14 protein-coding genes are annotated in these 24,047 nt (G+C 40.6%); 4 read left to right on the plus strand and 10 right to left on the minus strand.

Features of this window, described 5'->3' with window-relative positions:
* Nucleotides 1-73: 73 nt before the first annotated feature.
* Complete coding sequence (locus tag EVU92_RS18850) at nt 74-1,669, plus strand: AbgT family transporter (protein WP_130052698.1); 1,596 nt, start codon at nt 74-76, stop codon at nt 1,667-1,669.
* 52 nt (nt 1,670-1,721) lie between these two features.
* Here the strand turns inward: EVU92_RS18850 and EVU92_RS18855 are convergent, their stop codons facing one another.
* Together EVU92_RS18855 and EVU92_RS18860 are read right to left on the minus strand one after the other, a co-directional pair.
* The gene (locus EVU92_RS18855) at nt 1,722-10,994 is read right to left on the minus strand and encodes an Ig-like domain-containing protein (protein ID WP_130052699.1); all 9,273 of its coding nucleotides are present in this window, start codon (nt 10,992-10,994) and stop codon (nt 1,722-1,724) included.
* A gap of 121 nt (nt 10,995-11,115) precedes the next feature.
* Entirely contained in the window at nt 11,116-11,754 is a 639-nt protein-coding gene (locus tag EVU92_RS18860; RefSeq protein ID WP_130052700.1) for an outer membrane beta-barrel protein, read from the minus strand.
* 308 nt (nt 11,755-12,062) lie between these two features.
* Here EVU92_RS18860 and EVU92_RS18865 point away from each other — a divergent pair, with 308 nt between their 5' ends.
* The 3 genes from EVU92_RS18865 to EVU92_RS18875 all read left to right on the plus strand — a co-directional run bounded on the left by EVU92_RS18865 (nt 12,063) and on the right by EVU92_RS18875 (nt 15,388).
* Entirely contained in the window at nt 12,063-13,040 is a 978-nt protein-coding gene (locus EVU92_RS18865) for a Solitary outer membrane autotransporter beta-barrel domain (RefSeq protein WP_130052701.1), read from the plus strand.
* A gap of 73 nt (nt 13,041-13,113) precedes the next feature.
* Nucleotides 13,114-14,850 (plus strand): amidohydrolase, encoded by a 1,737-nt coding sequence (locus tag EVU92_RS18870; RefSeq protein WP_130052702.1) that lies wholly within the window; start codon nt 13,114-13,116, stop codon nt 14,848-14,850.
* A 19-nt stretch (nt 14,851-14,869) separates the two neighbouring features.
* Nucleotides 14,870-15,388: a protein tyrosine phosphatase family protein gene (locus tag EVU92_RS18875; protein ID WP_130052703.1), complete on the plus strand. Its 519-nt coding sequence runs from the start codon at nt 14,870-14,872 to the stop codon at nt 15,386-15,388.
* Between the two features lie 30 nt (nt 15,389-15,418).
* Here EVU92_RS18875 and EVU92_RS18880 read toward each other — a convergent pair whose 3' ends face one another.
* The 8 genes from EVU92_RS18880 to EVU92_RS18915 all read right to left on the minus strand — a co-directional run bounded on the left by EVU92_RS18880 (nt 15,419) and on the right by EVU92_RS18915 (nt 24,046).
* Nucleotides 15,419-17,671 (minus strand): carbohydrate binding family 9 domain-containing protein, encoded by a 2,253-nt coding sequence (locus tag EVU92_RS18880; protein ID WP_130053027.1) that lies wholly within the window; start codon nt 17,669-17,671, stop codon nt 15,419-15,421.
* Nucleotides 17,672-17,864: 193 nt separating this feature from the next.
* Nucleotides 17,865-19,166, minus strand: coding sequence for a DEAD/DEAH box helicase (locus EVU92_RS18885; protein ID WP_130052704.1), 1,302 nt, complete (start codon nt 19,164-19,166; stop codon nt 17,865-17,867).
* Nucleotides 19,167-19,233: 67 nt separating this feature from the next.
* Nucleotides 19,234-19,665: an excinuclease ABC subunit A gene (locus EVU92_RS18890; RefSeq protein WP_130052705.1), complete on the minus strand. Its 432-nt coding sequence runs from the start codon at nt 19,663-19,665 to the stop codon at nt 19,234-19,236.
* Nucleotides 19,666-20,496, minus strand: a complete 831-nt coding sequence (locus EVU92_RS18895) for a MipA/OmpV family protein (protein WP_130052706.1) — start codon at nt 20,494-20,496, stop codon at nt 19,666-19,668.
* Nucleotides 20,493-21,719, minus strand: coding sequence for a beta-ketoacyl-ACP synthase (locus EVU92_RS18900; protein ID WP_130052707.1), 1,227 nt, complete (start codon nt 21,717-21,719; stop codon nt 20,493-20,495). Before EVU92_RS18900 ends, EVU92_RS18895 begins: the two co-directional genes overlap by 4 nt.
* On the minus strand, nt 21,719-22,444 hold the full coding sequence (gene fabG, locus EVU92_RS18905; protein WP_130052708.1) for a 3-oxoacyl-ACP reductase FabG: 726 nt from the start codon (nt 22,442-22,444) through the stop codon (nt 21,719-21,721). The genes EVU92_RS18900 and fabG overlap by 1 nt, the downstream gene beginning before the upstream one ends.
* Entirely contained in the window at nt 22,441-22,896 is a 456-nt protein-coding gene (locus EVU92_RS18910) for a hotdog family protein (RefSeq protein ID WP_130052709.1), read from the minus strand. The genes fabG and EVU92_RS18910 overlap by 4 nt, the downstream gene beginning before the upstream one ends.
* Nucleotides 22,883-24,046: a beta-ketoacyl-ACP synthase gene (locus EVU92_RS18915; RefSeq protein ID WP_130052710.1), complete on the minus strand. Its 1,164-nt coding sequence runs from the start codon at nt 24,044-24,046 to the stop codon at nt 22,883-22,885. Before EVU92_RS18915 ends, EVU92_RS18910 begins: the two co-directional genes overlap by 14 nt.
* Nucleotide 24,047 lies beyond the last annotated feature (1 nt).

Consider the following 24,047-nt stretch of genomic DNA (forward strand, 5'->3'; position numbering starts at 1 on the left):
CCCACCGCTAAAACATGATCTGTCCGGTAAAAAATGCTAGGTTAGCGCCATTTTGAAATAACGAGAACTGGACATGTCAAAAACTATAAACTCTCACAATACCCATGAGGGTGGCAATAATGGGTTGTTTAACCGATTTTTAGCCACCGTTGAATTTTTGGGTAACATGCTACCCCACCCTATCACATTATTTGCAATGTTCTGCGTTGCTATTATTGTTTTTAGCGGCATCGCCGATTGGTTTGGATTAAGTGCTATCGACCCACGTCCGGAAGGCGCTGCGGGTCGCGACCCTGATGGTGTTATTGAAGTTGTCAGCCTACTTAGTGCAGAAGGCCTCCAGCGTATCGTTACCGGCCTTGTTACCAACTTCACCAGTTTCGCACCACTTGGCACGGTACTGGTTGCTTTATTAGGCGTAAGTGTCGCAGAGCACTCAGGTTTACTCTCAGCTGCTATGCGTGGCATGGTGATGGGCGCATCTAAAAGGCTCGTTACTTTTATGGTGGTGTTTGCTGCGATTTTATCAAATACGGCGTCAGAGCTTGGCTACGTGGTACTTATTCCATTAGCAGCGATGATATTCCACAGCCTTGGTCGTCACCCACTTGCCGGTCTTGCTGCCGCATTTGCTGGTGTTTCAGGTGGTTACAGTGCCAACCTATTGCTAGGCACCATTGACCCGCTACTTGCAGGTATCACAACACCTGCAGCACAAATGATTGATCCAAATTACCAAGTTGGCGCAGAAGCAAACTGGTATTTCATGATGATCTCTGTATTTTTAATTGCCATTTTAGGCACTTTCGTTACAGAAAAAATCGTTGAACCACGCCTTGGCAAGTACAACCCTGAAGAAGCAAGCAATGATTTGCCAAAGAATGACATTGCTGGCCTAACCGATAAAGAAAAGTCAGGCCTTAAGTGGGCGGGTGTTTCACTGTTAGTGGTGTCATTATTACTTGCTTGGACAATTGTTCCTGAAGACGGCATTTTACGTAACCCAGAAACAGGCCTTGTTGCACACTCGCCATTTTTAAAAGGCATTGTGGTATTTATCTTTGTGACTTTCGGTATTCCGGGCTTTGTTTACGGTCGCGTTGTTGGCACTATGAAGAACGATAAAGATGTCATTGATGCCATGAGCAAAAGTATGAGCTCAATGGGTATGTACATTGTGCTGGTTTTCTTTGCCGCGCAATTTGTTGCTTTTTTTAAATGGACTAACCTAGGCACAATTTTAGCTATTAACGGCGCCGCTCTTTTACAAACACTGAACCTAACTGGTCCTGAAGTATTCGTGCTATTCATTTTAATGTGTGCATTGGTTAACTTAAGCTTGGGTTCTTCATCAGCACAGTGGGCGGTAACTGCACCTATCTTCGTACCAATGTTAATGCTAATAGGCTACGCGCCAGAAACCATTCAAGCTGCATATCGAATTGGTGACTCGGTTACTAACCTCATCACACCAATGATGAGCTACTTTGGCTTGATACTGGCTGTAGCAACTAAATATAAGAAAGACATGGGTATTGGCACACTGGTTGCGACCATGCTGCCTTACAGCATGATCTTCTTTGTTGGTTGGGTCGCGTTATTCTACTTATGGGTATTTGTTCTGGGCTTCCCAGTTGGCCCTGAATCACCGATTTATTATCAGCCTTAATCTCTTCTCAAAGAGGTGTAAAAAAGCCAAGCTAATGCTTGGCTTTTGCTTTCTAACGGCGAGCCCGATACTGATAGCATCTAATAAGCACTAGCAGTAACAATAATGAGATTAAGCTCAGAGGTAGCGCCCCCCCACTTGTTTTATGCTCAACACTCACTCGTTTATAGGCTTTAACAACGACATTAAACTTCCCTTGAGTTATTCCGCCATCACCATCAGAGATAATGAAGGTCACTGTATCAGTGCCCTCAAAACCCACATTTGGAGTATACGTAATAGTACCATCATCATTGATTACTACTGTCCCATTATCAGCTGATGCAGAAATAATAGTGAAATCATTATTATCATCATCAGTAACATTAGCCAGTATGTCGATGTTAATTGGGCTTTGATCATCAGTTGTTACATTAATAATGGCACTCACTTGCGGTGCTTTGTTTTCAACGACCTCAACGGTCACAGCTGCAAATGCTGAGCCGCCATTACCATCAGATACGCCATAGTTTATTGTTGCTGTACCTACATGTTCGGCTTGTGGACTAAAATGCAGTTCATTACTAATAATACTGACTTCACCAATATCAACGGTTGCCGACGTAAGCGTTAATAAATCACCATCTGCATCTGTATCATTGACTAACACATCAAGGTAGGTGCTGATATTACGTTTTACCGTAATAACATCATCCGTAGCTACTGGCTGAGTATTATGCGTATCTAAAGTTGCGATACCACTTGGATCTTCAATTGCACGATTAACTTGGCCATCGGCATCATTTGGACCACCATCTTCAATAGTCAGCTGAACACACCAGTGACCTTCGGTAAGTCCTTCTGTGTAAAGCACATCTTGTGGTGGTGGGCAGAACCCTTCAGCACCAGGCGCTGATGCAATACGATTACGACTATCGACTACAAACTCTGTCCAACCTGTTGGCATCAATTTACGATAGACAGCATTGCTTGGTATTGGCCTAAACTGTGCTATCACTACACTGACAGACTGACCCGCAACCGGAATTTCATTTACATTGAAATCAAACACGCCATTTATGTAGTCAAACCCATTATCAGCTTTTGCACCTAATCCGTTATGTCCGTATTTAACTGCATCGCCTTCAGTAATACCGGTGTTGCTACCTGATGCTTTAAAAGCAACGTTACCTAAGCTCAAATGAAGTCCAGGCTCTGTCTCCATCAAGAAAAATTCACTTTCGATCAGCTTTTCTTGAACAACATTGCTAGCAAGCGAGCTTGCATCTAGATAATCTGGAATACCGTCGTTATCACTGTCGCCATACCCTTCTTCATCATCATTGATACCATCAAAGTCTGAATCAATGGCTGATAACTCAGGTAATGAATCAAGCACTGTCAGTGAAATTTTCACTGTATCAGTTTTGTCACCATCATCAACGGTTACCATAAACTCATAAACACCTTCAGCAAGTAAACTTGGGTCAAAGCTAAATTGATCATCGATGGCATCTGCATCGATGATTGCTTCATCAGACACTTGCCAATCAAATACATGGGTATCGGCTAGGTTTGCATCTGTAACAAATGCACTGATAGTTACTTCACCTGCTTGTTTATCAATTAGACGCGTACTCATACCTTGCTGAGCTGCAAATAACTCTACGCTTGGCGCAACATTTCCCTCTGCAATTGTTAGTGTGTGTGAACCTAACGTACCCACAACAGCATTTTTAGGTTCTTTAAAATGAACAGTTAAAGTTTCTGTGCTTTCTAACTGTTCATCTTCAATAAGGTTAACTATCAATTGAGCTTCGCGTTGACCTTGTTTAAAGATAAATTCACCTTCAGATAAGTCATGATCTTCTCCTGTAATCGCATCACCTGATACGGTAAATGGCACAACAACAGGGTAAGTTACTGCATCACCATTGAGAATCGCTTTAATTATGACGTATGTTCCTTCAGTTGCAGTTTGATCTTTACTGAAATTAACTTGCGGGATTACATGGATCAATTGCGTAGCTGAAACTTGCTCGTTCCCTTCTCCTGCACTCCAAACAACGGTATGTGTTCCAGGTGCAAAGAAGCCTTTAGAACTTGCCGTAACACGCACTGGATTACCCAATGCATCCATTGCAACTGCTGTTCCCATATTCACCTTAGTGAACAGCCCTTCTGAGGCAATCGTTTTATCTTCAGGTGCTGTGATAGTTATATCTGTTAAGGTTGAAACAACGTTTACAACCAGTGTTACATCTACCACTTCACCACTTGCATCTTTAATTTGATAAGTAATGATCACCTCTGCGTTTAAGCCAACAGGCGCCAAATATTCAAGCTTATTATCAACAATTCGAATACTGCCAACACTTGCAAGCGCTTTAACTAATGTTAGTGCATCACCATCAACATCAATGTCATTCGCTAACACATCAAGCACTACATACTCATTTAAGTCTGCATTGACGGTGAAGTTATCTGGTGTAGTAACAGGTGCATCATTGACTGGATTCACCACAATCGTCACTGTTGCTATTTCAGAGCTTAAAACACCATCTGATACGGTATAGCTAAAGCTATCTGAGCCACTAAAATCTGCATTTGGTTGATACATAAAACGATTAACATCCATTGTTAACGTACCATTACTAACCGGTGCGACTAAATTGAATGTCAGTGCATCGCCATTTTCATCAAAATACCCAAGTGTAAAGGTGATGCTCTCGTCTTCATTAGTACTTAGTTGTTCACCAATCGCTACAGGCGCAACATTAGCAATAATAACTGGGCTTGTCGCACCTGATGTAAAGGTCTCAGTATTACCGTGGCCATCAATGTAAGTAACAACAACCGTGATTGTCGTGCCGATATCTGCATCGGTTAGCATGTATTCTGACAGTGTTGCACCTGTAATTAACACCCCATTGCGCATCCATTGATAGGTAAATTCTCCCACACCATCTGGATCGTCAATAGTTGACTCAACGCGTAAGGTTTCACCCTCTTTTGCCTCGCCACTGATACTGATACCACCTGTTGCTTGGTCATTAAAATCGGCCACTGTGATAACAAAGGTTTGTGTATCAGTTAACCCTTCTGCATCAGTTACTAATAAAGTAACAGCATGATTGCCCACATCATCATTACTTGGTGTACCACTTAACTCGCCTGTCGCAGGATTAAAATTAAGCCAGCTTGGCAGCTCTGTAGCACTCAATTTATAGCTATCAGCACTGTCTACATCATTAACAACAAGTACATAGCGGTACGCTTCATCCTGTGTTGCTGAAGTGATTGGCGCCGACTCAATCAATGGTGCATCATTGACAGCAAGTACGGTAATAGTCACTGATGCCGTATTCGACTCTGCACCTTCATTATCAAGCACTGAATAAGTAAAGGTATCAAAACCAACATAATTGCTTACTGGAGTATAAGTAACTGTACCATCTACATTATTTATTACATTACCAAATGCCGGTTCAGTAACAATCTTAACTGAGTCCTCATCTATGCTACCATCAACATCAGAATCATTGCCTGTTACATCGATGATAACGCTCTCATCTTCATCAATTTGTATTACATCATTATTTGCCAGCGGCGCATCATTTACAGCTGTTACTGTGATGGCGACATTTGCATTATTTGACCAAACACCCAAATCATCTTTAACACGATAACTAAAGCTATCTTCACCATTACTATTAGCATTAGGCGTATAGCTGATCATGCCGTCTACAATTTTTGTACTACCATGTTCTGGCTCGGTAACAACTTCAAGGCTTGACTTATCAAGCGAACCATCAATATCTAAGTCGTTGCCCAGTACATTAATGCTATGGGCTGTATCTTCGAGCAATTGAGCAACATCATCGTTAGCGACGGGTGCATCATTCACACTATTGACCGTTAATTTCACAACGGCGATATTTGACATTAATGATTGGTCATCTTTAACACTATAACTGAAGCTATCGCTACCAAAGAAATTAGCATTTGGCATATAGCCAATAGTACCTGAGGTACTATTAACGCTAACTTTGCCGTTTGCTGGGGCTTGGGTAATTGTCACATTATCAATTGTTAAATCGCTATCTACATCAAGGTCATTGTCTAAAATTGACAATTCAATCGAGGTGTCTTCATCAAGCTCAGCTGCATCGTTTGTTGCGATTGGGGCATCATTAACTTCACCTACTTTTACCATTACGCTCGCCTGATTAGACATAGCTCCAGATCCATCTGCAACACGGTATGTAAATGTGTCACTGCCATTAAAGTTTGTGTTTGGGGTATAGAGAATGCGCTTGTTTTGTACACTCGCTTTACCATTTTCTGGCGCTGTGACAACTTCTAAGCTAGATAAATCGAGTGAATCACCTTCATCAATATCTGAATCGTTTAGTGCGACATCAATTTCAATTGCCATGTCTTCTTCAGTTATGGCCGTATCAATCTTAGCAAATGGTGCATCATTAACCGAATTGATGGTAATTGACACTGTTGCAATAGCTGAGCGTCCATTATCTAAGTCATCGACAGTATAAGTAAAAGTATCAGAGCCATTAACATTTTCATTCGGTGTATAAGTAATAACCCCATTCGCAGTATTTAAGCTTGTTTTTCCTAGTGTTGGCGCTGTTACCACTCTGACACTGGCAGGGTTTAAGCCACTATCAACATCTGAATCGTTCTCTAAAATATTAATAGCAACACTGTTGTCCTCATCAACACTTACTTTATCATCATGCACATCGGGTACATCGTTTACATTCACAACTCTCAGTGTAAATTCCTGCTTAATCTCCTCTTTACTCGCATCTGTTACAACAAGCGTAATATTATACGTACCTACATCATCATTAGTGGGTGTGCCACTTAGGGTATGCGTTTTAGTATCAAAGGTTAACCAGCTAGGCATACCAAGGGCTGTATAAGAAAGACTATCATCAGCATCCACATCCGTTGCCGAAACGATATAGCTGTATAACTCATCTTCGGTTGCAGTTGTAATTGGTGTTGATGAAAATTCAGGCGCATCATTTACATTCTCAACGGTGATAGAAAACATCTGAGAATCTGTTTCTTTTGCACTATCCGTGACGATTAAACTAACCGTATGCATGCCTACATCATCATTACCTGGCGTACCAGTAACTAAACCTGTCGCAGCATCTATGCTTAACCAACTAGGAAGCGTCTTGGCTGAATAAATTAGCATATCGCCTTTATCAACATCAGTTGCACTTACAGTATAGTTATAGATGCTGTCCTCAATCGCAGTTGTAATAGGTGTTGATGAAAACACTGGAGCGTCATTTACGTTTGAAACAGTTAGAGTAAATGATTGTCGTGCCTCCTCTTCACTCATATCCATGACAACAACAGTGATCTTATACGACGCTACATCATCATTAGTAGGTGTGCCTTTAAAACTGCGAGTAGCTTCATTAAAAGATAACCAACTTGGAAGGCCAAGCACTGTGTACGAAAGCGTATCTCCTGCATCAATATCTGTAGCTGAAACAGTATAATTGTATAACTGCTCTTCAACTGCGACAGTATCAGGGGTTGACGTAATTACCGGCTTATCATTTACATTAGCTACTGTAATGGTAAATATTTGAATATCAGAAGCACCGGCCGAATCAGTTACTTTAATTGAGACATTATGCTCACCAACATCATTATTGCTTGGTGTTCCAACAAGTAAACCTGTAGATGTATTTATCGATAACCAGCTAGGTAATATTGAAGCGCTAAATTTATATGTTTCGTCTTTGTCAGCATCGGTGACAGCAAGTTGATATGCATAAGCTGTATCTTCAGTTGCAAGTACTAAGGCTTGTGAAGTAATCGTTGGTGCATCATTAACAGCAGTAACAGTTATAGTGCCATTTACAGGTGTGACAGTGTTACTGCCATCAGATAGTTTAAACGAAATACCCAATGAGCCAGAATAATCAGCAGCTGGCGTATACGAAAGGCTTGCTAAACTTGCGTTAACATCGACTAGTGAGCCACTCAATGTGAGTGTAGCTGTTTCAATATCGTAGTCTAAGTTGGCACTACCACTTGCAGTACCCGCAAGTTTGCCTGATGTATTGTTTGCAAGAGTGATGGTAAGAGTAACATTATCGTTTTCTTTATCAGTTATTATATGCCCTCCAAAGAGTAAGTTTTTATTGCTATCTTCCTTGGTAGTCATAGAGAAGCTGTCAAAAATTGACTGCTCATACTTCATCATAGAAGCATTACTGTCGTTATCTGTATCTCCAAATGAAACTAGTAGTGTATCGTTGTCATCAATTGCGAAAGAAGGAAAAGTAGTTCTCTTAGTTGTTATTCCGGCTTTACCAACATGGTTCCACGTATTTCCCGTCAACTGCATTACAGATACATCTCCACCGTTGACATAATCATTCACAGCAACAAAAGGAATATTGTCACTATTTGCTGCTATTTTTGGCCCGAAACCACTGCCGCCCAAAAGATCACTGTTACCAGCCAACTCCCAAGTTTGACCATTAAACCTATTGACAGATATGAGTTGAGATGATTTTTTTGAAAAAGCAACGTATGGAACATCATTAATAATAGTGAAATCTAATCTCATTACATTCGTCTCAAAATTTGCAGAGCCGACCTGAGTCCAACTATTATTCTCGAATTTAACTACATTGATATTATTTTGATTAATATCTACTTTATATGCCAAATAGGGCGTGTCCTTACTATCAAAAGAGAGCTTCATTTGCGATGTAACCCCAGATGCAATTGCGGCTTCACCCACAGTGGTCCATTCTGTGCCATCCCATTTTTTCACTGTTGCAGTGTTATTATTTAAATAATCTTGGTAAGTGAGGTATAAATTATCAGCACTGTCAAAAGCAATAGAAGCGTGATTTGCGACCCCTGCGCTTACGGCCTCTCCCCCAAGTACTGTCCAAGAGCCATTTTTAAGAGTCTTTACAACAACCTTATTCTCAAACCCTGAATCTTCATAAGCAATAAAAAGCTCATCAGAACGATTAATAGCTAAACTAAGATTACTATTAACCGAGCCCTCAGCGAGATTAGTGTTACTTATGTTTTGCCAAGTCCTGCTATCATATTTCTTTACTGCAATTCCATACCCTGCTGGTTCGAGATAATAAGTAAAAGCTGAATATACTACACTGTTTCTATCAACAGCTATGGCGGTATCACTTATCCGTTCTTTTGCAAAATTTGCATCACCAACATATTCCCATTTTGCGGCTTTAGATATTTTAGGTGCATCATTTTGCGGTGTAATAGATATAATGAAAGATTGATCTATAATCGGTGCAACATCATCCTCCCCACCATCTGCAAGATCGAACTTAAAGTTATCAGAGTTTGTTTCAGTGCCATTGTGTTTATAATAAAGTTTTGAATCATCCAGTGTTTGCTGTGTAAAAGTACCATTCAACGAAAGCTTTTCACCCGCATCTAAACTGCTATTATCATTGGCATCGACAAATAAACTGCCATAAGTAGGTACTGATTTAATCGTGTATGTTAACCCTGTGCCGCTATCATCAGGATCTGAAGCCGATAAGCTCTGAGTATTAATTACTTTCGTTGCACCTTCATCTAATGAAAGGCCCGTATTAATATCGATAGAAGGGGCTTTATTGGGTACAACAACTGAATAGGTCCCCACAATTGCAGAGTTTGTATCTGTGCCATCCGTTAATGAAAACGTGAGTGTGAATTGACCTGCACCATTTGCAGCCTGTATTAACTCAATACTTTCAAGCGAAGCATTAATATCTGAGACTGTTCCTGAAAGTGTTAGAACGCCTGTGCTAGAATCATAATTAAGTTCTGCGTTACCACTTGCAGTACCTGACAATGACCCGAATTGCGTATCTGAAATCGTAATTGTGAGGGTAACGTTATCGTTTACAGCATCCTCAACGATTACATTTTCAAATAACCTAAAGCTTGATGCTCCCTCCATAATGCTCTTAGAATGATTGCTAAAAGAAGCATTTTCCTTAGTGATTACAAAAGGTCCACCAACCTCTGACTTTAAGTCAATAGCGTAGATAATGTCGCTTGAATTAAGTACAGCTCTCATTGCGAGGCCGAAATAATATGATTTTTCCGGTGGGGCAATTGGCCCTTTTAAATTCCATACCTCTCCTTCAAAAGCATATAGTTTTCCTCGGCCATATGTGCTCTGTTCATTAAATGCAATTAACACGTTGTCGTTTGAGTCAATTAATAGATTTAATTTTCTCATTGCAGAAAGGTTTGATGTATCGCCAACCGAAACCCAGTTATCCTCTACAAATTTATAAACCTTTACAGGACCCAAATATGTCGTAGAGTTTATAAATGAAATATAGAGTGTGTCTTGGCTGTCAAACGCTATTTGAGGATCTATCGCTGGTTGAGTCCCTAAAGCAGATGAGCTTAAAGTTATCCATGATGTGCCATTAAACTTTCTTACCTCAACAGAGGCAGGACTTACTGTTTTATTATAAACGACATACATTTCATTTTTCGAATTAAAGGCAATTTCAGGGCTTTTAGCATTTCCATTACTTGCCTGCGTACCTACATTAACCCAACTATTATTAGCCCACTTTTTCACGTATACGGTTGAGTTATCATAGGCAAGATATAAAATATCATTATCATCAACCTTTAAATCAATGTGCTCTATTTTTGTGCCGCTAATTTGGCCTGAGCCAAGCTCAGTCCAATTACCATTTACAAGTTTTTTTACAACAATTGTCTGCGACGAACCAGTGCCAGATATATAAGCAATATATAAATTATTATTTTGGTCAAAGACAATATCTGTTTCGCCATACGCATCAGTAAGCGTTTCCCCCCCATCAATTGATTCCCAAGCACTATCCACATATTTATAAACATCGGCTCTATTGTTGAAAGTATTTTTTAAAATAATATAAGGGACTTCATTATTATCTAAAGTAATATTTGGATATAGAGAATCATCCAAGCTTAAACTCCCTAGTAGCTGCGATGGATTCTCATAGGAAAAACTAGGGGCTAAATTCGATTTAGTGACATTCAAAATAGAGTTTTTTACCACATTGTAATCAGACAATGACCGAGCATTTTCTAATGTTTGACCATTAAAAGTGATGATTTGTCTAGTCAGTACAATTTGAGTCTGCTGTTCAACAAGCCCTTTAACTGTTTCAATGCTGTCACTTGGCTCAACATCGAGTGTGAAGGTCACAGTAGGTGCGATAATTGTAATCGGCATAGCCAATATAGTCATAGGCGAAATAAGCGCTATGAGGTATAGGTATTTAATAATTGTTGATAGCATGACGTCGTGTTCCTGTAGAAATTTCAAGCTGGTAGTAAATTCATCTAAAATGGTTTACTCGTGTTTCAGCTATTCCTTGAGGTAATTAAAATGTACGCCCCTCGCATACATCGATAATGGGTTAGTCGAAATAATATCTTGCGCCAATTGAGATCATCGAAGCATCATTTGCATCTAGCGCTGCATGGTCGTAACTTAGAAAAATCTGGATATTTTTAAAAAGATCAAAACTCGCTTCAATTCCAAAGGTGGCACTGTTACCACTGCGTTTTGCTTTAAATAACTGTGAAGAGTTTGATTGGTATTGGTAATCTTGGTGCCAATCTAAATATCCTATCTTACCAGTCAGCGATATTATTTTGGTGATTGGCCACGACGCTAAAATTGATACCTGAGGCCCCTTTGCTGATTCAGGGTAAATTCGTTTTATGGCCGTGTGAAAGTTGTCTAAATCGGTGACTTCGCCTGTAAAGCTGAAATGTCTCTCACCGAAATCTACATAACCGACTTGTAGTGAATAAATTGAATTGAATTTATAACCGATTGCAGCTTGGTAACCTGTATCCGAGTCTTTAATCGAAACAGAATCAATAATGGTCCCTTGTTCACTTAATGATGATGTTAAGTCTTTTGTGCTAAGGTCTGTGGAAGCTGAACCTATTTGCCCAGATACAAACCAGTGAGTTTGCTCGGCTTTACTATGTTGACTACATAATAATAAGCCAGTAAATAGCATGATTGTCGAAAACTTAAGTTTCAATCCATTATAACTAGTTAAAAAGTATGACACTTTCAAAGTGAGACCTCTTTATAAGATTAATTGTAATTGCAACAAATCCACTGTTAATTACGAACATCCACTTTGTACATATCATTTACATTAGATTAAACTCCTAGCCATTCTAATGAGAAAATTCTGATTCAATATGGGTATGTGAAATTTCTGACAACCTTTGTTATTAGTTCTGAGAAAGAACTTTTGTATGATCTGAATAGCAATTAGGGACTAGTACAGCTAAATTCCCCCCCTTCGCTATTTAATACTTTTGAGCGAGAGTTGATTTTTTAATGAATAACAAGTACATACCGTATTTAACTGCTTGCATAATGATGACGTGTGTGTTTTGCGCGAGCAGCTATGCAAACCCAACTAAGCAGCTCGAAACCGCATTTGCAACCTCGTTAGTTTTAACTGATGGTGACAGTATTACCTTGGGGTTTGGTGATTTTGATCCGCAAACATTGTTTAACTCGCAACATGCTAGTAAAGATGAAGACAGTATCGCACTTAGAAAAAAACTCAAACTCTACAGCATTCCTTATACATGGCAGCTTGATGAGCCAATTTATCAGCACAAACTAAGTTTGACAGGTAGAGTCAGCTATTTAAATCAATCAGATTTTATCTCACTGTATGACAATGTCGCTGACGACTATATTTCAGAAACGGTGTATAACAGCATGATCGGTGTTAATGCAGAGAAAGCGCTTGGATCTAAATGGTCATATCAACTTGGCTTTAACAGTCACTACTTACATTACAACAATGATTACGAGTACAACTCGCCCGAATCTAGACGTAATATACAGCCTTTAGCTGATAATCTTTACACCAACCTAAATAGTAATGCACTAGTACTAAATCCAAATGCGACCATGATTTATCGCCTGCCAAGGCACTGGGGCTATTACGAATACAAACTTAACTTTAATTACTATTATGGCTGGGCCTTGTCTCATCCTGACGGAATGAGTAATGCAGCTCCTGAAACTTGGCGTACACTCAATGGAATTAAAGCTAAGTTTAACATGTTTAAAATAGGCCTTTTTGAGCAAGCTTTTTATATTAAAGGACAGCGAATTGATTTAGGTGGTGATGGTCGTATTGCATTTTCTACAGATCACTTTTATGAATACGGTATCGGCTTTTTATGGGACAGTAGAAAGTGGACGTCATGGTTTGACAACTTTGGCATTGGTATCAACATTCACAACGGTAGTAGCCTCGATGGTGCAGCTATAGTCTTGTACTTTAATGAAATTTAAGTCTATTTTTTAAAGACAAAATTTTTAAACAGACTATATTCTTAGACATAATTAAAATTCATGGAAGATTTAAATGAAACATCACCTCGCAATCGCTTGTTCATTACTTGCCTTAACGGCTTGCGATAATCGCCCTGAACAAACAGCTAAAACGCTACCTCTGCAAGTGAGTGCTGCAGATACCATTTATTATGGTGGCGATATTCTTACAATGACTGGCGATGAACCAGAATATGCACAAGCAATCGCTACCCAAGGTGACAAAATCATCTTTGTGGGTGATAAAACTAAAGCCCTTGAGTTTAAATTTGGCAAAACAAAGCTGATTGATTTACAAGGAAAAACCTTGATGCCAGGCTTTGTAGATGGTCATAGCCATGTCTACGGTGTTGGTTTGCAAGCCATGGTAGCCAATGTATTACCTAGCCCAGATGGTGATGCCAATAGTGTTGAGCAAATCGTTAATATGCTTACAGCCGCACAGAATAACCCTGATTACACCACATTTATTGAAAAAACCGGCGCTATCTTAGGCTTTGGTTACGATGATGCTGAGCTTGATAGATACCCGACTAAAATGGACTTAGACCGCGTTAGCACCGAAAAGCCAGTGATCATCATTCATACCTCGGGGCACTTAAGTGTTGCAAACAGTAAAGCTTTAACTCTGGCTGGCATCGACGAAAACACAGAAAACCCTAAAGGTGGGCTAATTCGTCGTATGGCGAACTCACAAGAACCTAATGGGGTGCTCGAAGAAAATGCACACTTTGGTTTACTGTTTAAACTCATGCAGTCGTTTGATCCTGACTTACAAGATTTAATGCTACAAGAAGGACAAAAGCTCTACACAAAATACGGCTACACCACAGCGCAAGAAGGCCGAGCAACTCAAGAAGCCTATGATTCGATGGTAAGAGCATCAAAGGCTGATAAATTCGTGATTGATGTGGTTGCGTATGCTGATATGGCCACCAGCAGCAGTTTTATGGACTCAACCTATAACAGTAAACACTACACAAATCATTTTCGCATTGGGGGTGTAAAACTTAACTTTGATGGCTCACCGCAAGGGAAAACTGCTTGGTTATCTCATCCATACTTAAAAGCACCTGAAGGCCAAGAGCAAGGTTATGCAGGCTACCCTACTTTTAATGATGAACAAGCTTATCAATATGTAGAAACGGCCTTTGCCAATGGTTGGCAAGTGATGACACATGCAAATGGTGATGCCGCCATTGAGCAATTTTTAGATGCTGTTGAAAATGCCAATAACAAGCTTGGTAAAAAAGACCGCCGCCCTGTACTTATTCATGGTCAAACTATTCGTCAAGATCAGGTAAATCGCCTTAAAGAGTTGGGCATATTTCCATCGCTCTTCCCAATGCATACCTTTTATTGGGGCGATTGGCATGTAAATTCGGTGCTAGGTCACCCCCGTGCCGATTTTATTTCACCCACTCATGCTGTTCGCAAGCAAGGATTAATGTTTAGCACCCATCATGATGCGCCAGTGGCTCTACCAAATGCACTAAGGGTATTAGATGCAACGGTGAATCGCACTACTCGCACAGATAAAGTATTAGGTCCTGAACAACGTGTTTCTGTGTATACTGCACTACAAGCAATGACGACATGGCCGGCGTATCAACACTTTGAAGAGACCTCAAAAGGACAATTAAAACAAGGGATGCAAGCTGATTTAATTATCCTTGATAATAATCCGTTGAAAATAAAGCCTGAAGAGCTTCATAACTTACAAGTGTTAGCAACCATTAGCCGTGGTAAAACCGTTTACCGCAAAAATTAAACTTAATAGAAGGAATAACATGAAGAGCTTCATATTATTAGCGTGCGCTACTTTACTGTCTTTTTCAGTATCGGCAGCACAAACGACCGCTACACAACTGGATATTCTAAATCTAAAGGCCCAGTCTGAGCATGTATTAACCTCAGGGCAGCCCAATCAAACCGATTTTGCCAAGTTAAAACAACTCGGTGTTGAGAACATCATTAACCTACGTGGTGATAACGAAACAAATTGGTCTGAGCAAGAATTAGTGACTGAGCTTGGCATGAACTATTACCATATTCCTGTGCAATCTAAAGCTGATATTACGATTGAAAATGCCACTAAGCTTCAGGCCTTACTCAATGAGCATCAACAACAAACCACCTTACTTCACTGTGCTAGCAGCAACCGTGTTGGCGCTCTCGTTGCGCTATACAATGCCATAACCTTAAAAAAGCCAATTGATGAAGCTGTCGAGATTGGTAAGCAGTGGGGCTTAAAAAGCCTTGAAGGGGTGGTAAGAACTAAGGTAAACGAAGAAGTTGGTCAGCCATAAGCTGACCAAGTTTTTATTATATTGCTTCAGCTATAGCTGCCATGCATAGCTTAGCTTAGTGAAGAAGGTGCGTTGATCACGCTCAAGACCTTCCAACGAATCGTCTTGGTATCCTTTATCTGAATACCCTAAATAAAACAGTGTTTGTGAGTTAATCTTGTACGAATACACTAACTGACTACCATAATCGCGGTTAGTTTGGCTTACATCAAATCGATAAGCTTCGTTGTTTCGATCAACATCTTCAAACTGCAAAACGAGTTTCAGCATTGAACGCATATTAAATTTATAATAAACGCGTAGATCCGTTAAGTTAGCAGTATAAACACGCTCATTTTGCTCGTTATCTAGGTAGCTGTAGCTGTGCTCCAACTGAACCTGCCAATGATCGTTAATATCCCACGTCATCTCAGGTTCAATGCGGACCATTGTACCTAGAGCTGCATTACTGTAGTCAATTTTGCTGCCATATTGAGCATATAATAAGAAACGGACATCGCGGATGGGTCTAAAACCGCCGTAGATATAACCTATGTTTTGATTAAAAAACTCACCGGCATAAAATTCATTACGATGGATAAAGCCAATTTCTGTTTGCGATTGCATCTTACCTTTAAAGGTAAAAAAGCCATCGTATTCTTCTTCAAGTAAGTCGCCATTTTGCGCCCAAGTTTTATCCCATTCAGCATTATAGCTGTACTCAGTGATTGCATCATCAGCATCACGGTACCAGGTTTGCCCACCACCTAATTGTATTTGCTCGTAATCAACTTTAGCTTGGTAACCTAAGTCTGAGCGGTATTCTTTACCTATATTTTCGTAATTAGCATAAACTTCGTAATCACGCTTAGTTCTAGTAAATTCAATAGCATAAGCTTGATCTGATTGATTTTTATCAACGCCATAATAATCAACTAAAAATTCTGAGTTAGTGGTATCTGTGCTTGCTACTTGATACTGCAAACTATCTGATTGATTAAACCAGTAGCTGCCATCTAGAGATAACACTGTATTATGGTAATCATCATTTTCACGGTGAGTGCTCATCACACCAATTGTGCCTTTTTGGCCGATATCAAATTGATATCGTCCCGCAACTGCTTGTGTTTTATCTGCTAGATTAGCAAAGCCCGAACCTTGGTTAGTCGGAAGTAAGACACTGGTATTCTGATCGTCAGCGTACATAAAGCCGTAGCTGTGCGCGCCGGTTTTACCTGTTAATTTTAAACCTACATCAGGTTCAGCAATCATTCGCGTATATAAAAGCTCTAGTTGGCTGGTATTAAAATAAGAGGCGCCATCTAAAAAGAATGGACGCTTTTCAGCGTAGTAAATTGAGTAAGTAGTATTTACATCAAGTTCAAGTGAATCGGCCTCGACCTGCGAAAAGTCAGGGTTAATGGTGGCATTAATAACCGCATCTTGCGTCACACCCCAACGTAAGTCCAAGCCCGCTTCAGTATCAATATCGCCATTTTGCCAATCACCAGGCACTGCGTCTTTGGTATCATGGCGAAGCGCAGTTAAAGTTGGCGTAAGCTGAATGTTTTGGCTTTCAGTCATGTTGGCAAAGCCTGTTAGTTTATCAAACTGACAAAAGCTACATTTTACATCTCTGTCAAAACCAACATTCGACATTTGATAAAATACATCACGCGGGTAATTACGCCATACAGCAAAACTCCACGTTAACTCAGCTTGATCTTTTGGAAAGCGAAGAGCAGTGAACGGAATACGCATTTCAACCACATAGCCATCGTTATTAATTTGCCCTGCACTATCCCAAATGGCATCCCACGATGGGTCTTCCACCCAATCGTCAATATCCGTCATGCGCATATCCCCTTGCGCACCTAGTGGATTTACATAAAACTCATAACCAGTTCGTTCATCGTTGAACGTATCAATCATCAAGGCAACATTGTCATCTTGCCAAAGCGTGTCGCGGTCACGAAGTGCAGCACGAATTTGTGAAGGGTCATCATCTTTTGCAATAAAGCCAACATACAAGTATTTACCATCTTCATACATATAGGCATCAGTTTGTACAAGCGGTGTGCCTTTTTCGGTTGGTTCATTTTGATATTTTAATGACACTTTTGTGGCTTCTTGCCAATGCGGTTCATCCATTACACCATCAACGCTGATGGACTCTTTTATATGGGCAAGGGAGAACTCTGCTTTATCAAATGCATTGGCATAAAAAGGCACACAGACAACACCAAGTAAAAAAGTAGGGGTGATTATTTTTTTTATAATTCTTTTTAAGTACTGCATAAACATCCATTTAGACACTGACGCGTTAGAAACGCTACTTGACTGATTTCAAAGCGATTGTAATTCAGCATGGTACATTTGTTAATCTAATTCTGCATTTAACACCATAAAAATTAACAAAATACTCCGTTCGTACTATATATAGAGCCAAAAAAAGCCCCATTGCCAAACAGCAATGGGGCTTTTTGTAGAAAATTTATTACTTTTTAAGGCTTAGTTTATTGCCTTTCAAAGATTTGCGAACATTTGCGATGCGTGAACGGTTTTTCGCACGAGCCTCGCCAGTTGCCTGACCTGAAGGCTTGTTTGTGCGACTGCGGCGTAAATGTGATGGCTTTTTAACTATTTTATCAATCAATACATCACGGTTACTTACTTCGTAACCAGGTAAAACAATACGCTTAATACGCTGACCAATTAACTTTTCGATATCGAATAACGTGTTTTCTTCTTCACGGCTCACAAATGAAATCGCTTGGCCAGGTTTACCTGCACGACCGGTACGACCAATACGATGAACATAATCTTCTGCAAGCCAAGGTAGGTCGATGTTAATCACACGTGGTAAACCTTCAATATCAATACCACGGGCAGCTACTTCAGTGGCTACCAGTACGCGAACTTTACCTTCTTTAAATTCACGTAAAGCACGGCGGCGATTACCTTGTGTTTTATCGCCATGACAAACAACTGCAGGAATACCATCAAGATTCAGCTCTTTGACAAGCTCATCAGCGGTTTCTTTCATGTTTACGAAAACAAGTACCTGCTGCCAATTTTTCTTACCAATCAATTCAGATAAAAGCTCTTGCTTACGACGTTCTTCAACTGGATAAACAACGTGTTGCACTGTTTCTGCAGTACTGTTTGTTTGATCTACATGAATGACTTCAGGCTGCTTTAAAACTTTACTTGCAAACTGTTTAATTGCAGCTGGAAAAGTTGCAGAGAACAATAAGATTTGACGCGCTTCATCACAGCCATTGATAATATTTTGCATATCGCTGATAAACCCCATGTCTAGCATGCGGTCAGCCTCATCAAGCACTAAATGCTTCACTTTAGCTAAACTAATGTTACCCAAACGAAGTTGGTCAAGTAAGCGGCCAGGTGTTGCAACTACAATATCGACACCCGCTTTTAAGTCATTAGCTTGGCCTGCAAGATTAACCCCACCAAAAAGACAAACAGTTTTTAATTCCGTGTATTTGGCAAACGCTTTAAAATTATTGGCTATTTGCTCTGCTAATTCACGAGTAGGCGCTAACACTAGGGCACTTGGCGCATTCTTATCACTAACAGCAGATTCTGATAACTTTTGAATAATAGGCAATGCAAAAGCAGCCGTTTTACCGGTGCCTGTTTGCGCACTAACAAGTACGTCTTTGCCTTTTCTTACCGCAGGAATTGCACTACGTTGAACGGGAGTAAGCGTTTCGAAATTAAGCTCTTCTAATGCCTGTAAAAGCTCAGAAGAAAAACTAAATGATTTAAAATTCATGCTGTATAACCTGCGGCCATCATATCAAGGGTCGCAAATTATACAGAAAAAAAATGACTTTAGTTAGTTATAACTTAACTAAAGTGCCTTTTAATGCCACACCAGCGATAAATGTACCCGCACCACATTGATATTCGGTTTGGCTAACAAACTCACGTTTCTTGTAGTACGACTGAATATTTACAACCGCATTCATGCCTTCACGTACAGCACGCTCTTGTAATGCTTTTAAAGCACTAAGCATTACCCATTCACAGGCTTCACGGTCCGTTTTATTAAACGCGTTGGTTTTCTTATTGGTGATAACTTCACCATACTTAGTTTTAATGGTGTTATGACTTTGATCAGCAAAGTAAAGTGGAATATCTAACAGTGCTTGTTTCGCTTTACTGGTTTCAAGTAATGCTTGTATAGGTAGGGTTTGTATATCATCACGTGCAAAACTTTTTACTGAAAACAAACAAGCAACTAAAACACATGCAAGGGTCAATAACTTCATTTAAAAATTCCTTCTATAAAACTTCCATGCAACACCAAAACCAACCGAAACATTATAATCTTGCTTCACGAGTGGGCTTGCATCTTGTTGACTGTCAGCAAGGTGATGATATTTAACAAAACCACCTAACCAATACTTTGGCGTGTCAAAATGTACCCCAATTGATACATCAGCACCAGAAAAACCTGAACGGCTTGAGTATGCTTGGCGAGTTTCATTGCTATGTAAGTCACTCACCCCATAGTAGTAATCAAGGTATTTATCGGTAGCAAAGTTGATATTGCCACGAAACGCTAATGAAAATTGTGAATCCGCCTTTTCGATGATCGGCACTCGATAATACACACTTGGTCCATAACGCCAACCAATATCATCAATACCAGAGAAATCCGTTGCAATGGCTTTGCGTGCAAACAGGCTTAAATACAAGTGCTGTTTAGCGTTTGGTTCACCTATTAGGTAGTAATTAAGTGAAGGCCCTAATTCAAACACCCAATCTAGATCATCCATACCTTCTCGGGCTTTATTGTCTTCACTGTCAACCGCAAGCCCCACATTGGCAGATAAATCTAAATGAAGATTTTCTTGTTGCCACAAAAAACCAGTGAAATTGTTGCGGTCGATGGCCATTTTATCGCTTTGATAACGAAAATAAGGCACAGGCAATAAGTAGTGCTCACTTTCATCCGATCCCAAATAATGTGGGATATCAGCATAAAACAGGCCAGCGCCTAGCTCCATTTTTGCAGCACCTTTTTCTGCACTATCTTCTGCAGCATAAGCATTAAAAGTTAGAACAAATAAAATACTTAAAATGCAGCGGTTGATCATGCTTGCCACTTTTTAAAGATTAACGACGTATTGATGCCACCAAACGCAAAATTATTACTCATGATGTAATCTGTTTGTATTTCACGGCCATTACCCTTGATATAATCTAAATCAGCGCACTCAGCATCGACATCAGTTAAATTGATAGTAGGTGCAAACCAACCATCATTCATCATGTTAATACTTGCCCATGCTTCAATGGCACCACACGCTCCTAAGGTGTGACCTAAATAGCTTTTTAATGAGCTAATTGGTTTCTTCCCAAGGGCATTGAAAGTCGCCAGAGATTCCGCAATATCACCACGGTCCGTTGAAGTACCATGGGCATTTACATAGCCAATCTGACTAGCAGTAAGCTGTGCATCATTCAGTGCCATTTCGATAGCTACTTGCATTGTTTCTGCAGTGGGCTGCGTGACATGTTGACCATCTGAGTTACAACCAAAACCGACTAACTCAGCATAAATAGTCGCTCCACGGGCAACAGCGTGTTCATACTCTTCTAAAATGAGTGTGCCCGCGCCTTCACCAATAACGAGACCGTCACGATTTTGATCAAATGGCCGTGGCGTGCTTTTCGCAGCATCGTTTTTGGTGCTTGTAGCATATAAGGTGTCAAATACCGCGGCTTCAGTGATACACAACTCTTCTGCACCACCAGCAACCATGGCTTTTTGACGTCCATACTTAATGGCTTCGTAGGCATAACCTATCCCCTGAGAACCTGATGTACAAGCTGAGCTTGTGGTGATCACCCGACCTTTTAAGCCAAAAAAAACGCCCACATTCACTGGTGCTGTGTGAGCCATCATTTGGATGTAACTAGTTGCCGTTACGCCATTCATTTCACCAGTTTCCATCATTTTCGCAAAAGCTAATAATGGTGGCGTTGACCCCGTTGACGAACCAAAGGCAATACCTGTTGAACCATCGGTTAGACTTGGGTGTTCGAGCAGACCAGCTTCTTCTAAAGCAAGCTCAGTGGTTCGCGTCGACATCATAGCAACGCGCCCCATTGAGCGAACTTGTTTGCGTTTGTAGTGGCTTGGTTTACTAAAATGAGTAACAGGTGCGGCTAATCGAGTGTTTAATTCTGGCGCAACATCCCAGTCAGTCATGTACTGAACGGCATTTTCACCTTTTTGCAAAGCTGATTTAAATTCGCCCCATGTATCACCTAATGCGGTAATGGCAGACATGCCTGTAACAACAACGCGCTTCATTACACCATACCGCCGTTCACAGAAATAACTTGGCGTGTGATATACGCAGCGTCATCTGAACATAAAAATGACACCGTGCCAGCCACTTCATTAACTGAGCCCATACGTTTTAATGGGATCATTTTTAGCATTTCATCAACTGGTAAATCGTCTGTCATTTCGGTTTCGATTAATCCAGGTGCCACACAGTTAACGGTGATCTTACGCTTAGCAAGCTCGAGCGAAAGCGCTTTTGTCGCACCAATTATGCCCGCTTTCGCTGCACTGTAGTTTACCTGCCCGCGATTACCAGCAATCCCTGACACTGATGCCATAGTTACGATACGTCCACCTTTACGACCTTGCACCATTGGCATCACGGTTGGATGAACCACGTTGTAAAAACCATCAAGGCCGGTACGGATCACCTTATCCCAGTCATCACCTTGCATTGCTGGAAACGCCATATCATTAGTGATACCAGCATTACAAATCACGCCGTAATAAGTACCATGCTCAGCGATATCTGCTTCAATTTGTTGTTTAGCAAGCTCTCTATCGCACACATCAAATTGCAATAAGCTTGCGTGGCGACCAAGGACACTAATTTCTTGACAGGTTTGCTCGGCTTCAGCCACACCACTGCGACAATGAACAGCGATATCAAAGCCATCGTTAGCTAATCTAAGAGCGATTGCTTTGCCTATTCCGCGGCTTGAGCCTGTGACTAAAATACGTTTTGTCATTGATTTTCTCTTATAAACTGCATTGGGTCCTGTGGTTGAAACACATTAATTTTAGCTTCTGCTAAGCATGTTTCATCGCTGTGAATTTGACACTCAAATACACTTAACCCTGATTCTTCTTGATATAATTTTGTGACCGATACTTTAAGCGTCTGCTCGTTTTTAAATACCGGGGCATAGGTTTTATATTTGCGCGTACCAATTAAAAAGCCAATTTGAACTTCATCCCCTTTGTCCTTTGCCAGCGCACCAGCGTAGGCCGCGATAGTTTGCGCCATATATTCACAGCCAATATAACTAGCAACTCCATTTAAGCTCTCGTCATAAAACGGGCTGTGTGAACTAATATCAACTTCGCAGCAACCTGACTCTTCGCTGTAATTACTGAGACGATTGAGCAAAATCATTGGTTTTCTGTGAGGGACTACTTGCTCAATTTTATAATGATTCATTTAGATGTCCTAATACTACACTGACATTATTGCCACCAAAGGCAAATGAATTTGATAAACAGTGATTAATTTCTGCTTTTTCTGATTGCGTTATTAAGCCAATTTCAGCTAAAGAGTCATCCTCAGTAACCTGATTCCACACTAAATCATTAAACTCTGGATAAGCTAGGTATAACCAACATAACCCAGCCTCTAAAGCACCTGCGGCTCCTAAAGTATGCCCGGTTAAATGTTTAGAGGAGCTCACCTTGGTATTTTGACCAAACACTTCACTGATTGCCAAAGATTCCATTGCATCATTTTGCGGCGTTGCTGTCCCATGAGCATTTATGTAGTCGATATCTGATGGCCTTAAATTCGCGTCTTGCAATGCCATTGTCATAGCTGCGATTGCACCAGAACCATCAGCAATCGGAGCTGAAATATGATGGGCATCAGAGCTTTCACCACCACCTAAAAAGGCGATACTTTGTTTTGTATGCTGCTCTTTACTCATAACAAATAACGCTGCGGCTTCACCAATATTAATGCCTGCTCTGTCAGCGCTAAATGGCTTACAAATTTCATCACTGATAGAAGATAACGAATCAAAACCATTGATAGTGAGTTGACACAAGCTATCTACCCCTCCACAAATCACCACATCGGCTAAATCGGCACTAAGTAAGGCGCGAGCACTAATAAGCGCTTTGGCACTTGAACTACACGCAGTTGAAATACTATAACAGGGCCCGTTTGCAGCGAGCTTTTTGGCAATGTAATTGGCCGGAGCGACGAGCGCTTGGTCGTAATAATCAAATCCCTCTGGCCACTTTCCCTGCGCCGCATGGGATTTTCGGCCTCTTTCACCTTCTTGAATGGCTGCAGTACTGGTACCAATCACCACAGCAATACGGCTGCTCGGAATGTTTATGCTTGCTAATGTGTCTGCAATTTGCGCCAGCGCTAAATCGATTAGCTGATAAAATCGCATTGATGCTGTTAATGGCAACTCATTAACCAAGCCGACAAAGGTTGGACGCTGCTCAAATGCAAGCGACGTCACCTCTGTGAGTGTTTGTTTAGGTTGTAAGCTGATACTTTGCATTGTCTGTTGGTGACCAACCCCCAATGCACTAACAATACCTAAGTCGTTAAGCCAAAATGGCATA

The organism is Pseudoalteromonas sp. MEBiC 03485 (assembly GCF_004195145.1).
In the GTDB taxonomy this organism is placed as follows: Bacteria; Pseudomonadota; Gammaproteobacteria; order Enterobacterales; family Alteromonadaceae; genus Pseudoalteromonas; species Pseudoalteromonas apostichopi.

What these genes read in the sequence shown, in the direction of transcription:
- EVU92_RS18855 (WP_130052699.1), bottom strand. Translation starts at nt 10,994, where the DNA reads ATGCTATCAACAATTATTAAATACCTATACCTCATAGCGCTTATTTCG.
- EVU92_RS18850 (WP_130052698.1), top strand. Translation starts at nt 74, where the DNA reads ATGTCAAAAACTATAAACTCTCACAATACCCATGAGGGTGGCAATAAT.
- EVU92_RS18890 (WP_130052705.1), bottom strand. Translation starts at nt 19,665, where the DNA reads ATGAAGTTATTGACCCTTGCATGTGTTTTAGTTGCTTGTTTGTTTTCA.
- fabG (WP_130052708.1), bottom strand. Translation starts at nt 22,444, where the DNA reads ATGACAAAACGTATTTTAGTCACAGGCTCAAGCCGCGGAATAGGCAAA.
- EVU92_RS18915 (WP_130052710.1), bottom strand. Translation starts at nt 24,046, where the DNA reads ATGCCATTTTGGCTTAACGACTTAGGTATTGTTAGTGCATTGGGGGTT.
- EVU92_RS18870 (WP_130052702.1), top strand. Translation starts at nt 13,114, where the DNA reads ATGAAACATCACCTCGCAATCGCTTGTTCATTACTTGCCTTAACGGCT.
- EVU92_RS18910 (WP_130052709.1), bottom strand. Translation starts at nt 22,896, where the DNA reads ATGAATCATTATAAAATTGAGCAAGTAGTCCCTCACAGAAAACCAATG.
- EVU92_RS18885 (WP_130052704.1), bottom strand. Translation starts at nt 19,166, where the DNA reads ATGAATTTTAAATCATTTAGTTTTTCTTCTGAGCTTTTACAGGCATTA.
- EVU92_RS18865 (WP_130052701.1), top strand. Translation starts at nt 12,063, where the DNA reads ATGAATAACAAGTACATACCGTATTTAACTGCTTGCATAATGATGACG.
- EVU92_RS18895 (WP_130052706.1), bottom strand. Translation starts at nt 20,496, where the DNA reads ATGATCAACCGCTGCATTTTAAGTATTTTATTTGTTCTAACTTTTAAT.
- EVU92_RS18900 (WP_130052707.1), bottom strand. Translation starts at nt 21,719, where the DNA reads ATGAAGCGCGTTGTTGTTACAGGCATGTCTGCCATTACCGCATTAGGT.
- EVU92_RS18875 (WP_130052703.1), top strand. Translation starts at nt 14,870, where the DNA reads ATGAAGAGCTTCATATTATTAGCGTGCGCTACTTTACTGTCTTTTTCA.
- EVU92_RS18880 (WP_130053027.1), bottom strand. Translation starts at nt 17,671, where the DNA reads ATGTTTATGCAGTACTTAAAAAGAATTATAAAAAAAATAATCACCCCT.